Raw genomic sequence first — 12948 nt, forward strand, 5'->3', positions numbered from 1 at the left:
CTATCAATTCGTGAGTCGCGGCAGCACCAGATCCTTCAGATCGGTGAGCTTGCCGTGAAAGAAGTGTCCGCATTCTGCCACTTTCAGCAGCTCATGGGGACGAACAAGCGCACCAGACCAGTCATAGACAGCCTGTGGATCGATGACCTCATCGGTTTCCGGCTGGATCAAGGTCAGTGGACAGTCCTGCGCCAGGGTGTCGGTATCGCGCAAGCGGGTCACCGCTGCGGCCACCATGAACAGGTGCTTGAGTTGCACGCCCTGGGCTTCGAGGCGCCCACCAAGGCTCGCCGCGACGAAGCCGCCAAAGGAAAACCCCAGCAGCGTCAACGGCAACTGCGGGTGCTTGGCCCGCAGCCAATGGGCCGCCGCCTCGGCATCGTCGACTTCGCCCGTACCCATGTCGTGGCTGCCCTCGCTGGCACCGACGCCACGGTAGTTGAAGCGCAGGGTGATCAGCCCGGCATCTCGTGCAGTGCGCTGCAAAGTGGACACCACCTTGTTGAGCATGGTGCCGCCCTGTACCGGGTTCGGGTGGCAGATCAGCGCCACGCCGCGGGCGTCGGGCACCTCCAGATACAAGGCTTCCAGTTGGCCTACAGGGCCGGCAATCACTACAGGGGTTTCACGCATTAGCAAGGAAGGAACTCCGTGACCTCGAAGGGGGTCGACTCGTCTAGCAAATGGTCTGTGCCAATCTATTGCGAGTGAATCGCGGTATACAGCGCAGGTTCGAGCCGTTAACGTAAAGCAAAGCCGTTTATAGAGGAAGGACTCGTGGAACACTCGCTCTTAGTTTGGTTGTTGCCGACTCTTGCCCTGGTCGCGGGTGTCGCCATTGGATTCCTGGTCGCTCGCCTGCTGCCCAACGCCGCGCCTAACCGCACGCAGCGTCAGCTGGACGATATCCAGGAACGTTTCGACAATTACCAGAATGAAGTGGTGACTCACTTCAACAGCACCGCCACCCTGGTGAAGAAGCTCATCCAGAGCTACCAGGAAGTACAGGATCATCTGGCCGAGGGTGCCAATCGCCTGGCCCTGGACGAACTGACCCGCCAGCGCCTGCTGGCCGCCCTGCACTCCGAATCGGTACAGGCACCACGTGAACGCCTGACGCCACCACGGGATCAGGAGCCACCACGGGACTACGCGCCAAAGACCCCTAACGCCCCCGGCATGCTCGACGAGCAATATGGCCTGAAGAAATAACCAGCTTCTGCCTGCCAACAAAAAGCCCGCCCGATTTTCATCGGGCGGGCTTTTTTGTACCCCCGGCTCAAGCCGGTTCGATCAGTAACCCTGCTGGTAGGGCTGTTGATACTGCTGCTGGGGAGGCTGCTGGTACTGCTGGGTTGGCTGTTGATATTGCTGGCCGGGGATCGCCTTGAGGTTGACCTCTACCCGACGGTTCTGGGCCCGGCCATTGACGTCGGCGTTGCTGGCGATCGGATTGTCCGGGCCAGCACCGCGCGAGGACAGGTTGGCACTGCTCACGCCCTGGGAAGTCAGGTAAGTGGCCACACTTTGCGCACGACGCTGGGACAGGTCCATGTTGTGTTGGCGGCTGCCGGTGCTGTCGGTATAACCGACGATCTCGATCTGGTTCTGGTTGAACTCGCGCAGGGAGTTGGCCAGGTTGTTCAGCGGTTGATAGAAGCTTGGCGCGATATTCGCCGAGTCGGTGGCGAAGGTGATATTGCCGGGCATGATCAACTTGATCTGGTCACCCTGGCGCTGCACTTCGACCCCGGTATTGGCCATGCTCGCGCGCAGCTTCTTCTCTTGCTGGTCGGCGTAGTAGCCATAACCGGCGGCGGAGGCGCCCACCACGGCAGCACCGATCAGCGCGCCCTTGCCACGGTTGTTGTGGTCGATTGCAGCACCGGCCAGCGCACCGGCCAAGGCACCCAGGCCACCATATTTCGCAGTTTTGCTCATGCCCGACGAACCGCCGTCAGCCTGCCCCTGGTTGTCATAGGGGTTAGGCGAAGCGCAGCCGGATAACAAGGCCACAGCAGTAGCGACAACAATCAAACGACGCGAGGTGAACATGGAAAGCTCCTACATATGCATTCTGTAATGCAGAGGACGTTGGCAACGGACCTGTGCCGGCGTTGGAACACACAGAACAGCAAAAATTCCGTGGGAGGCCGAGCAAAAAATCAGGCTCTCACGAACGGATTCTGGCGCATTTCATCACCCAGCCGAGTGTCCGGACCGTGCCCGGCGACCACTGTGGCGTCTTCGTCGAGGGTATACAGACGCTGCTTGATCGAGCGCACCAGGGTGGCCTGGTCGCCGCCCCACAGATCCGTGCGCCCGACCCCGCGCTTGAACAGCGTATCGCCGGCAATAAGAAGCTTAGCCTCGGAAAACCAAAAGCTCATGGAACCTGGGGTATGTCCCGGAGTATGCAGGGCCACGCCACAACCGCAGGCCAGCTCCTCGTCATCGCCCAACCAGCGATCCGGAGCAGGAACCGGGGTATAAGGCACACCGAACATGCTGCACTGCATCTCCAGGTTGTCCCAGAGGAACTGGTCATCCTTGTGCAGATGCAAGGTCGCGCCGGTCTTTTCCTTCATCTGCCCAGAGGCCAGGAAGTGATCCAGGTGGGCATGGGTGTGGATGATGCTCACCACCTTCAGGCCCAAGGCATCAAGGCGCGCCATGATCAGGTCCGGGTTGCCACCCGGATCGACGACGATGGCTTTTCCGGTCAGAGGGTCGCCGATGATGGTGCAGTTGCACTGCAACGGGCCGACGGGGAAGGTTTCGCGAATAAGGCTGGGTTTGGCGGCGTCCATGGGAATGTTCCAGAAAAACGAAAGAACATTCTGGCACAGCTGCCGCCATGGCTCACTTAGAACGCCAGCGGCATGGTCTCCCCGCCTTCCAATGCCAGGAGGAACTGCTTGGCCTCGAGCCCTCCGGCAAACCCGGTGAGGCTGCCCGAAGCACCTATCACCCGATGACAAGGCGTGACGATCGAGATCGGATTCCGACCGTTAGCCGCCCCCACTGCGCGTACGGCCTTAGGGCTGCCGATCTGCTGCGCAATCTGGCTGTAGCTGCGGGTTTCACCGAAGGGAATGGTCAGCAGGGCCTGCCAGACCTTGCACTGGAACTCGGTGCCGACGAAGTCCAGCTCCAGGTCGAAACGCTTGCGGGTACCAGCAAAGTACTGCGCCAACTGTTTCTGGGCCTCAAGCAACGCGGGATGATCGCCGGCCTCCTCGAGCGGCCCCAGGCGCACCCGGTTTTCCCGCTCCTGTTCCCAGAGGATCGCGGCAAGCTTCGCACCCCTGGCCACCAGGGTCAGCTGTCCCACCGGGGACGGGATGATCTTGAATACACAGGACATGTCAGCTCTCCTTCATTCCGCCAAGGGTATGGGGCACAGCTCCCATGGAGCTTGCCTTGTACGCCTTCACTGTAAATCGAGATTCAAGCGCCAGAACTACGTTTCTTGCGTTCGAATTCGACGGAGAACCCTTGCCCCCGAACTAATCATCCTCTTCGATCAGGTAGCAATTGTCACTGCTGCTACGCCGCCCGTGAGGGTCGACGATAAAAGCCCCGCGTCCCTGGCCGCACTCGAGCAAATGCACTGGGGACAACTCCCGCTGCTTATCGATCTGCGCATTGAAGCGCATGATGTAGGCCCCCAGGGACAGCGATACACACAGAATCAGTACCAGGCACAACACCAACTGGTCGGTGTAGTTGCCCTCATCAGAATGCACTGGCGACATAGTCCTGCCCTGCCCGTTCAGCGCTCTGCCCAATCAGGAACCAGCTAAGGGGTCCACCCTCGCCCAAGCGCACCAACGGCGCCCTGGAAGGCAGGACACAGGCCATCAGGCCCAGGAGAATCGAAACCAGCAAGATGCCTTTGATGACTGAAGACAGGTTCATGGCTGCGCCACGCTCTATGAAAGTAGGATTCCAGACTAGCGAGGGGTGGGTTAACGGCAGGTAAACATCGGCGGACACTCATCGGACTCCGCTATCCTTCGCTCCATCGAGCGACACAGGCCCTGAGGGATATTCCCGTGCACATCAACTTGCTGCTGGTCGAGGACAACCTTGACCTGGCCAATACCGTCATTGAGTACCTGGAGATCAGCGGTATCGTCTGCGATCACGCCAGCAATGGCCAGGCAGGCCTTAACCTGGCCCTGAGCCAACACTATGACGTCATCCTCCTGGATATCATGCTGCCGCGCCTGGACGGCCAGCAGCTTTGCGCCCAATTGCGCCAGCACGGCAGCCAGACGCCGATCCTGATGCTCACCTCCCTCGATGCCCTGCCGGACAAGCTCGCCAGCTTCGCCGCCGGTGCCGACGACTACCTGGTCAAGCCCTTCGAGCTGGCCGAGCTGGTGGCCAGGATCCGTGCCCTCAGCGTACGCCGCAGCGGCCAGGCCAGCCGCCTGCAAGTAGCCGACCTGGTAATGGAGCTGTCCACTCGCAAGGTCAGCCGGGCCGGACAGGAACTGCACCTGTCACCCATCTGCTGGACCCTGCTGGAATGCCTGATGCGCGCCAGCCCCGAACCGGTCACTCGTGAACGCCTGGAGGCGACGATCTGGGGCGACGAGCCGCCGGACAGCAATACCCTCAAGGTCCATATGCACCGACTACGCAAGACCGTGGACAAGTGTTTCGACCAACCGCTGATCCATACCCTGCCCGGTATCGGCATACAGTTGAGGTCCCATGCCTAAGAGTCTGGCTTTGAAGTGGGTGATCAGCAGCAGCTTCCTGTTGCTGATCGCCATCGTGTTGCTGATCTACAGCCTGCTGCTGCCGGAATACAGCGTACGCGGCCTGCTCTACACCGCCAGTGCAATGATGGAGGAGGAAGCCCAGTACTTTTCCCGGCACTACGCGAAGAACCCGAACACACCACCACCGCACAACTATTTCTACACCAGCGTCATCGGCAAGGAGGCCTTGCCGGAGAAAATCCGCCACATGCTCGATACCCCGCCCAGCATGTCCTTCGGCGCGGTCCAGGTATTCGGCGACCTGGACTCCGAAGACGAGGATGAAGGCCGCGCCGTCCTGGCCCAGCCCCTGAGCGACGGCAAGACGCTGTACATGTACGACATCGATCATGACCAGGAAGAAGGTGGAGAGGTGGAAACCCCACGCTCCGATGCCTACCTCGACCATGAATTGCGTGGCGTCATCTTCATCAGCCTGGCCGTGTTCATTCCAGCCCTGATCATCATCGCCTTGCTGGTCTGGTGGCTGGTCAGGCCCCTGGGGCGGCTGGCCCAATGGTCCACCACCCTCAAAGACCCGGAGGCAGTATCCGGACAACGCCCGCACTTCGGTTTCAAGGAGTTCAACATGCTGGCCGACGCCCTGGCTCAAAGCGTGCAACAGGTGCAGGCCGCCAGCCTGCGCGAAGGTCGCCTGTTGCGCTACACCAGTCACGAACTGCGCACTCCGCTGGCGGTGCTCAAGGCCAACATCGAACTGCTGGCCCTGCAGTCCGGAGGTGTCCTGCCGCCGCCCCTGCAACGTATCGAGCGCTCGGTACTGAACATGCAGCGCATCGCCGAAACACTGCTGTGGATGAGCCGCGAGCTGCCCGAGCCCTTGCCGGAAGAGGCCATCGACATGAGCGGCCTGGTCAACGATCTGATCGAAGAGCACCGCTACCTGATCGGCACTCGGGATATCGAGCTGATCCTCGACATCAGCAGCGAACCCTGCCGCCTGCCGTTCACCGCATGCCGCATCGTGGTCGGCAACTTCCTGCGCAATGCCCTGCAGTACGCCGATGACGGGGTCGTGGAGATCAATTTCGCTTATCCACAGCTGCGCCTGGTCAACCGGATTCGCGAAACCCAGCAAAGCGAGGCCTCCGCCGACTTCGGTTATGGCCTGGGCCTGGAACTGATGCGCCAGCTATCCGCCCGCCTGGGCTGGCATATCGAAGTCACAGTGGAAGAACAGTGCTACACCGTGACCCTGGCGTTCGAGAACACAGACCCCCCACAAGAGCCGCAACCTGAGGCGGACAACCCAGCCGACCTGCCGTCATAGCCTGCGCCAGTAGCACCGAGCGAGGAAAAATGTACTGGCAAGCGATGAAAAAGCTGGTTCCGCCCTCCCCTGCAACCCTCTGCTTATAGGTATTGTGGGCGGACAAGAATCGCGCTCGGGGCATGCCGCTGCGTCGCGTGGTTGCGCTGATCGATGCGGTGCGCTTCGGTCCGGTGCAATCATGCCCGGATCATCACGATCCTTTCCCCGGGCCAAGGCAAAGAACGAGGTTCGCCGTGGCCACCTACAATCTGCGTCAACTCAAGTACTTCATCACCACCGTCGAGTGCGGCAGTGTCGCCGAAGCATCACGCAAGCTGTACATCGCCCAACCTTCGATCTCTACCGCCATCAAGGGCCTGGAAGACAGCTTCGGCGTCCAGTTGCTGATCCGCCATCACGCGCTCGGCGTCTCCCTCACCCCCAGCGGCGCACGCTTCTACCGCAAGGCCCAGGAACTGTTGCGCATGGCCAAGGAGTTCGAACAGAACGCCCTGGCAGACAACGACGTGGTGTCCGGGCAGATCGATATCGGCTGCTTTGAAACCGTGGCGCCCCTGTACCTGCCGCAACTGATTGCCGGCTTCAGCGCGTTGTATCCCGGGGTGGAAATCCGCATTCGCGACGGTGAGCAACAAGAGCTGGTGCAAGGCCTGACCGGTGGCGCCTACGACCTGGTGATCCTGTATGAGCACGAGCTGGACGGCACCATCGAGACCGAGCCGCTGATGCCGCCCCAGCGCCCCTATGCCCTGCTGCCTGCCGATCACCGCTACGCCCAGCAAGCCCAGGTCTCGCTGCGGGACCTGTGCCTGGAGCCCATGATCCTGCTGGATGTACAACCCAGCCGCACCTATTTCGTCAGCCTGTTCGAAGAGCTGGGCCTGACACCCCAGATTGCTTTCAGCTCACCCTCCATCGAGATGGTGCGGGGCATGGTCGGGCAGGGATTCGGCTTTTCGATCCTGGTGACTCGCCCCCATTGCCAGTGCTCCTACGACGGCAAGCCGGTGGTGTGCGTGGATATCGTCGAGGACGTGACCGGCTCCGGCCTGGTAGCGGCCTGGCTCAAGCGTGGGCAACTGACCAAACCGGCCCGTCTGTTCGCCGATTACTGCAAGCAGCACCTGGCCTCCTGAACGGCAAAGGCGCCTACCCCAGCAACCCCAATTCCTGGGCCCGGGCCACCGCCTGGGTCCGGCGCTCCACTCCCAGTTTGCTGTTGATGTGGCTGGCATGGGTTTTCACCGTGTGCAGCGAAATGAACAGGCGCTCGCTGATCTCCTGGTTGGAGCATCCCCGGGCAATCAGTTGCAGCACAGAGAGCTCCCGGGAACTCAGGCACTCACTGGGAGCCGCTGGCTCCGGCGAGTCACGGGGCGTCGAAGGCAAGCGCTCGAGCAAGGCCTGGGTCAGCCCAGTGCTGGCACACGACTCGAGCTGCTCGCGCGTCCAGGCAGGATAATCGAGCAGCAGCGCCTCGAAAGGCTGCAATACGCCCCCCACTGCCGCCTCCAGGGCCAGGGCAAAATCCCGGCGCGCCTCCGGCCCCTGCCCCGCCGCCAGCAGCCATGCGGTTTTCTGGGTCAGGGCCATGACGCACAGCAATTGCCGGCCACTGTGCCGACCATGCTCCACCAGACGTTCCAGGCGCTGAATGGCCCTGGCTCCCTGGCCCTTGATACCGTCCAGCCGGGCTTGCTGCAATTCGATATGCAGGGGTAATTGAGGATGGAACTCCGGCGGCGCCGCGGCCTGCTCGCCCGTGTAGGTCTGCCCCAAGCGAGCCAGCCAGGCCTCGGCAAGGTCAGTGCGCCCCTGGGCCAGCCACAACTCGCACTTCACCAGGGTAATCATCGCCAGGTAGTAGATCGGCGGTACATCCCAGATATGCATCAGGCGCTCGGCTTCGGCCAGTTCGGCAAAGGCCCGGGCGAACTCACCGCGCTGGCCCTCCTGCTTGGCGATCACGCAGTGCCCGATCAACACGCTGATATCACGACAAGCCCGGGCCTCTACCAGCCCGGCCTGCAGTCGGGCCTGGCCGGCTTCGGGCTGCAAGCGCAGGGTCAACAGATAACCTTCATACAACGTCAGCCGTGCCCGCACCGCGTACAGCCGTTGGGCCGACAAACCCTGCAAACGGCATAAGCCTTGATGCACTTCCTCCTGGGCCCGCAATACCTCGCCGCGGGCCTGCAACACTCGCGCGCGATCGTAATGGGCCAAGGCTTCGAACAACGGATTGCCGACCCGCTGCGCCAGCTCCAGGGACTCGCGATTGAGGCTGCGGGCACGCCACAGGTCGGCATCGGTAATGGCCAGGCTGGACAGGGTGGACAGGCACATCAACCGTTGCCCGTAGCGCTTGTGAGGCAAGCTTTCCAGGGCCTCGCCGCAATAGGCCAGGGTCTGCTCCCGCTGGCCACGACCACGGGCGATGATCCCGCTCAAGGCCAGCCATTGCGCCAGCATCGACTTCTGCGCAGTGGCCGAAGGTGCCGGCAGGAAACGACTCAGGTGAGCCGCCAGTTCCTGTGCTGCATCCAACTGGCAGGCCAGGCCCAGGGCCCAGCTATAGAGCACGATCAGGCGCGGGGTGCTGACCAGCAGGCTGTCGGGCAGGTCCATTTTCCAGCGCAGCAGCATGCCGACGTTCTGCTCGGCCAGCAGTTGCTCCTCTGAAAGGTTCTGCACCAGATTGGCAGCCACATCCAGGTGCCCGGCACGCAGCGCCTGCTCCACCGCCTCGTCCAGCAGCCCCTGGGCGTTGAACCAGCGGCACGCCCGCAGGTGCAGGCTGGCAGCCGGTATCAGGGCATTGGCCGTCGGCCGGCTGCGCAAAAGATCGGAAAACAGATGGTGATAGCGATACCAGCGCCCATGTTCGTCCAGCGGTACCAGGAACACTTGGTGGGCCTGGAGGAAGCGCAGGATCTCGGCACTGTCATGGGCTTCGCGCAGGGCATCGCAAAGCTCGGCGCAAAAGCGTTCCTGCAGGGCCGTATCGTAGAGAAATGCCTGGACTTCGCTGGGCAGGCAGTCGATGACTTCTTCCAACAGATAGTCGCGAATGAGCCCCTCGCCACCATGCAACCCCTGGGGCAAGGCGCCCACGCCCCCCGCTTCGGACACCGCCAGCAGCCAGAAGCGCAAGCCCGCGACCCAGCCTTCGCTGCGCTGGATCAGGCTTTCCAGGGCTTCACCGCGCAATGCGTTACTGTGCCGATCCAGCAGGCTCAGGGATTCTTCATGGGTCAGGCGCAGGTCCTGTTCATGCAGCTCCAGCAATTGCCGCGACAGGCGCAGCCGCGCCAAGTGCCAGTCCGGGCGCTGGCGGCTGGTCACCAGCACCAGCAGGCCATCGGGTAGATGGTTGAGGAAAAACTGCAAGCAACGATCCAGGACCGGTCCCTGGGCCAGGTGATAGTCATCCAGCACCAAGACCAGCGGCGTGGCCGTGGACAACTGCTCGGCCAGTTCATCCAGCAAACCGTCCAGCCATTCTTCAAAGGCAAATGGCTGGTGACGCTGGCGCATTTTCAACAAGCCCAGGGACTGCCGGCCCAGTTGCGGAAAATACTGCTGCAAACCGGCCAGCAGGCGCTCGAGAAAACGCCCGGGGTCGCTGTCCCGGCGGCTCAGCCCCAGCCACAGGCTCTGCCAGTGCTGCGGCAAGCCCTGGCAAAACTCCACCGCCAGCGAACTCTTGCCAAACCCGGCCGGGGCGCAAACCAATAACAACCGCCCCTTCAATCCGCTCTGCAAACGCTCGCAAAGACGCGGTCGCTTGACGTACCCATCAGGCAACGGCGGTCGATAAAAACGCCCTTCCAGCGCAGGAATCACCGCATTGTCGGACCCTTGAAGGGAGAACAGATCAGTCATGGCCAACTCTTATTGGTGTACGGTTGTCGGCGTAGCAGATGCCCGCAGACTAGCGGTAAAAGGCCACCTGTTGAAGGTTTTTGCGACCATTTGCGCGAAAAAGACTATGACCAAATTGGTCAGATAAAACTGAATGATTGGATGATATTTCCTTTGCTTATTAGGATCAGGAACCATTCAGTCCAAGAAAGATAGACACATTGGCGCTGATTTCTACATCAGGCGGCCTTGTCCGTCTGGCAGGCAAAAAAAAGGTTCTTCACGGAATCCCGGGAAACAGAAACAAGAACGCCGATTTGATAGATGATGTTAGTGCGAACAAACACATCTAAAAAACCGGCGTTCTTATGCGCGATGTTAATACGTTCCTTCCGTTTTGGGAGGGTTTTTCTGTGGTCGCCATCAAACCTGAGGGTGGCGCTTTACAGATCGATCTCGTCCCTCTGAGCACTCGCTTTCCCATCTGCAGCGGCTGCAACGAGCCCAGCACAATCACCCATGAATACTGTCAGCGCTTCATCCGAGACCTGCCCATCCTTGGACAACCGGTGCGGCTGAACGTCGAGCTCAGGCGAGTTGAATGTGCCGCCTGCGGCAAACGAATGGAGGGGGTCAGCTGGCTTGACCGCTACTCCCGGATGACACGCCGCTTGGCTGAAACCGTCATCCAGACCTGTCGACGACTGCCTACCTTGCATGTGGCTCAGCTATTCGGATTGCACTGGGATAGCGTGCGACTACTGGAGCGACGGGCTCTACAGATGGAACTGGATGCGCTGCCTGCAGCCCGCCCCAGGCGCTTGGTCATGGACGAGTTTGCCCTGTTCAAAGGGCATCGCTACGCCAGCGTCGTGCTGGATGCCGATACCCGTCGGGTGCTCTGGATTGGCGAGGGACGCAGTCGCGCCGCAATCAGGCCTTTCTTCGAGGAGTTGGGGCTTGAGGGTTGTGCACGGATTGAAGCGGTCGCGATGGACATGAATACCGCGTTTGACTTGGAGGTACGCCAGCATTGTCCCCAGGCACGGGTGGTCTACGACCTGTTTCATGTGGTGGCCAAATATGGGCGAGAAGTGATTGATCGAGTACGGGTCGATGAAGCCAACCGCCTGCGTCATGACAAGACTGCACGCAAGGTCATCAAGCAAGCGCGATGGCTGCTGTTGCGGAACCCGGAGAATCTCCAGAGTGCAGATCAACAGGTGCATTTACAGGATCTGCTGGCTGCCAACCAGTCGTTGATGACGGTTTATCTGATGAAGGCAGAGCTCAAAGCGCTGTGGTCGCCCACCACTGCTTGGGGCTGGCGATCAGCGTGGAAACAGTGGCTGTGTCTGGCCGATGAAAGCGCGATACCCGCTCTGAAGCAATTTGCCAAACGTTTGAAGGGCTACTGGCGCGGCATCGTTAGCCGGGTGTGCTGGCCGATGCATACCGGGCAACTGGAGGGGATCAATAATCGGATTAAGGTCATCAAACGGATGGCCTACGGCTACCGGGACAGCGAATTCTTTTTCATGAAGATCAAGAGTGTCTTTCCCGGTAATCCGTGAAGAACCAAAAAAAAGCCCCGAACCAGCCGGGGCAATTTTCGAGGATGCGGCCTCTACTTGCTGCTACCGATCAGCGAACCCCGTCCTGGCGCAGGGCCGCCGGAGTGAAGTCACTGGTGGTGGCGGTGAAACCGAAGTCATACGCCTGTTTCTCTTCGTTCTTCATGCCCAGCGCCAGGTAGCGCCCGGACTGCAGGTCGTAGAGGGTTTCCAGGGCATACCAGGGAACCTGCTTGTCGTAGTACTCCTCGGCATGGGCCTCGGCTACGCGCCACAGCTGGCCACGACCGTCGTAGTGATCGATCACGGCGGCCTGCCAGGTGTCTTCATCGATATAGAAGTCGCGCTTGGCGTAGATATGACGCTGGCCTTCCTTCAAGGTCGCGACCACGTGCCAGACCCGGCGCAGCTCGTAGCGAGCCAGGTCCTGGTTGATATGCCCGGCCTTGATGATGTCGGCGTACTTGAGGGCCGGCGAGTCGATCTTGTAGCTGTTGGAGGCAATGTACATCTCCTTCTTGCCTTCCAGCTTCCAGTCGTAGCGATCCGGGGCACCGTTGTACATGTCCAGGTTATCGGAGGTCCGCAGGCCGTCGGCAGCGGTCCCCGGGCCGTCATAGGAAACTTGCGGGGCACGGCGCACACGGCGCTGGCCGGCGTTGTAGACCCACGCCGAACGCGGCTCCTTAACCTGGTCGAGGGTTTCGTGGACCAGCAACACACCACCGGCCAGGCGCGCCGGCGCGGTGACCTTCTGCTTGAAGTAGAACAGGATGTTGCCCGGGTTTTTCGGGTCGTAGTCCTTCATCTTGTCGCGGAACACGAACTGATCCTGGAAGTACACCAGGCTGTAGGAGCCGTTGGCCTGGGGCGTGGCCTGGGTGACCAGGCGAGTCACGCTGCCGCCGCGATAACGGGTGATGTGGTTCCAGATCACCTCGACCCCGCTTTTCGGAATCGGGAACGGAATCGCGGTCTCGAAGTTCTCCAGGCCGTTGCCGCCGGAGACCAGGTTTGTCTTGGTGGCATTGCGCTTGATGGCGGCAAAGACATCGGCTGGAACGGTGGCGCCACGGTGGGAGGGATACACGGGCATCTTGTAGGTGTCCGGGTAGCGCTTGAACATCGCATATTGCCCGGGCGCCAGCTTGTCCTTGTACTGCTCGACGTTCTGCGCAGTGATGGTGAACTGCGGTTGCTCACTGCTATAGGGGTTGGACAGGAAACCCTTGCTGTCCACGGTGCCGGCGTTAGTGGCCAGCGGCTTCCAGGCCGGAATGGTGCCGGCGGCGTTGCCGGCCATCTCTGCGCCCATCGGTGTCAGGCTGGTGCCGAGCTTGGCGGCCTCATCGGCCGAAACCGCAGCCATGACGCCAGTAGCCAGCAGCGACAGTCCCAACACACCGACGTGCAACAGACTCTTGGTGATTTTCATATTGTT

General features: G+C 61.0%; 12 protein-coding genes. 5 read left to right on the plus strand and 7 right to left on the minus strand.

The window, feature by feature from the left end; translation table 11 throughout:
- Positions 1-3: 3 nt before the first annotated feature.
- Entirely contained in the window at positions 4-633 is a 630-nt protein-coding gene (locus tag I9018_RS26800; protein ID WP_068578807.1) for an alpha/beta fold hydrolase, read from the minus strand.
- A 144-nt stretch (positions 634-777) separates the two neighbouring features.
- Here I9018_RS26800 and I9018_RS26805 point away from each other — a divergent pair, with 144 nt between their 5' ends.
- Positions 778-1212, plus strand: coding sequence for a DUF1043 family protein (locus I9018_RS26805; RefSeq protein ID WP_241107948.1), 435 nt, complete (start codon positions 778-780; stop codon positions 1210-1212).
- An 81-nt stretch (positions 1213-1293) separates the two neighbouring features.
- On the opposite strand, the gene I9018_RS26810 is transcribed toward I9018_RS26805, so the two are convergent.
- The 4 genes from I9018_RS26810 to I9018_RS26825 all read right to left on the minus strand — a co-directional run bounded on the left by I9018_RS26810 (position 1294) and on the right by I9018_RS26825 (position 3758).
- On the minus strand, positions 1294-2055 hold the full coding sequence (locus I9018_RS26810) for an OmpA family protein (RefSeq protein WP_068578805.1): 762 nt from the start codon (positions 2053-2055) through the stop codon (positions 1294-1296).
- A 110-nt stretch (positions 2056-2165) separates the two neighbouring features.
- A complete protein-coding gene (locus I9018_RS26815) occupies positions 2166-2810 on the minus strand; it encodes an MBL fold metallo-hydrolase (protein ID WP_068578803.1) in 645 nt (214 codons plus the stop codon).
- A gap of 56 nt (positions 2811-2866) precedes the next feature.
- Positions 2867-3367, minus strand: coding sequence for a methylated-DNA--[protein]-cysteine S-methyltransferase (locus I9018_RS26820; protein ID WP_068578802.1), 501 nt, complete (start codon positions 3365-3367; stop codon positions 2867-2869).
- A gap of 142 nt (positions 3368-3509) precedes the next feature.
- Positions 3510-3758, minus strand: a complete 249-nt coding sequence (locus I9018_RS26825) for a hypothetical protein (RefSeq protein WP_068578800.1) — start codon at positions 3756-3758, stop codon at positions 3510-3512.
- Between the two features lie 300 nt (positions 3759-4058).
- On the opposite strand from I9018_RS26825, the gene I9018_RS26830 reads away from it, so the two are divergent.
- The 3 genes from I9018_RS26830 to I9018_RS26840 all read left to right on the plus strand — a co-directional run bounded on the left by I9018_RS26830 (position 4059) and on the right by I9018_RS26840 (position 7205).
- Positions 4059-4733: a response regulator transcription factor gene (locus tag I9018_RS26830; RefSeq protein WP_068578796.1), complete on the plus strand. Its 675-nt coding sequence runs from the start codon at positions 4059-4061 to the stop codon at positions 4731-4733.
- A complete protein-coding gene (locus I9018_RS26835) occupies positions 4726-6066 on the plus strand; it encodes a HAMP domain-containing sensor histidine kinase (protein ID WP_241107950.1) in 1341 nt (446 codons plus the stop codon). The genes I9018_RS26830 and I9018_RS26835 overlap by 8 nt, the downstream gene beginning before the upstream one ends.
- Before the next feature lie 236 nt (positions 6067-6302).
- On the plus strand, positions 6303-7205 hold the full coding sequence (locus I9018_RS26840; RefSeq protein ID WP_068578792.1) for a LysR family transcriptional regulator: 903 nt from the start codon (positions 6303-6305) through the stop codon (positions 7203-7205).
- 13 nt (positions 7206-7218) lie between these two features.
- Here I9018_RS26840 and I9018_RS26845 read toward each other — a convergent pair whose 3' ends face one another.
- Entirely contained in the window at positions 7219-9954 is a 2736-nt protein-coding gene (locus I9018_RS26845) for a LuxR C-terminal-related transcriptional regulator (protein ID WP_241107951.1), read from the minus strand.
- 347 nt (positions 9955-10301) lie between these two features.
- Here I9018_RS26845 and I9018_RS26850 point away from each other — a divergent pair, with 347 nt between their 5' ends.
- The gene (locus I9018_RS26850; RefSeq protein WP_241107952.1) at positions 10302-11507 is read left to right on the plus strand and encodes an ISL3 family transposase; all 1206 of its coding nucleotides are present in this window, start codon (positions 10302-10304) and stop codon (positions 11505-11507) included.
- A gap of 70 nt (positions 11508-11577) precedes the next feature.
- Here I9018_RS26850 and I9018_RS26855 read toward each other — a convergent pair whose 3' ends face one another.
- A complete protein-coding gene (locus I9018_RS26855; protein ID WP_068578788.1) occupies positions 11578-12942 on the minus strand; it encodes a DUF1329 domain-containing protein in 1365 nt (454 codons plus the stop codon).
- Between the last annotated feature and the right edge of the window lie 6 nt (positions 12943-12948).

It is taken from the genome of Pseudomonas sp. MPFS (assembly GCF_022537035.1).
In the GTDB taxonomy this organism is placed as follows: Bacteria; Pseudomonadota; Gammaproteobacteria; order Pseudomonadales; family Pseudomonadaceae; genus Aquipseudomonas; species Aquipseudomonas sessilinigenes.

Coding starts and splice junctions, on each gene's coding strand:
- I9018_RS26800 (WP_068578807.1), bottom strand. CDS start 633: ATGCGTGAAACCCCTGTAGTGATTGCCGGCCCTGTAGGCCAACTGGAA.
- I9018_RS26810 (WP_068578805.1), bottom strand. CDS start 2,055: ATGTTCACCTCGCGTCGTTTGATTGTTGTCGCTACTGCTGTGGCCTTG.
- I9018_RS26815 (WP_068578803.1), bottom strand. CDS start 2,810: ATGGACGCCGCCAAACCCAGCCTTATTCGCGAAACCTTCCCCGTCGGC.
- I9018_RS26820 (WP_068578802.1), bottom strand. CDS start 3,367: ATGTCCTGTGTATTCAAGATCATCCCGTCCCCGGTGGGACAGCTGACC.
- I9018_RS26825 (WP_068578800.1), bottom strand. CDS start 3,758: ATGTCGCCAGTGCATTCTGATGAGGGCAACTACACCGACCAGTTGGTG.
- I9018_RS26835 (WP_241107950.1), top strand. CDS start 4,726: ATGCCTAAGAGTCTGGCTTTGAAGTGGGTGATCAGCAGCAGCTTCCTG.
- I9018_RS26845 (WP_241107951.1), bottom strand. CDS start 9,954: ATGACTGATCTGTTCTCCCTTCAAGGGTCCGACAATGCGGTGATTCCT.
- I9018_RS26850 (WP_241107952.1), top strand. CDS start 10,302: ATGCGCGATGTTAATACGTTCCTTCCGTTTTGGGAGGGTTTTTCTGTG.
- I9018_RS26855 (WP_068578788.1), bottom strand. CDS start 12,942: ATGAAAATCACCAAGAGTCTGTTGCACGTCGGTGTGTTGGGACTGTCG.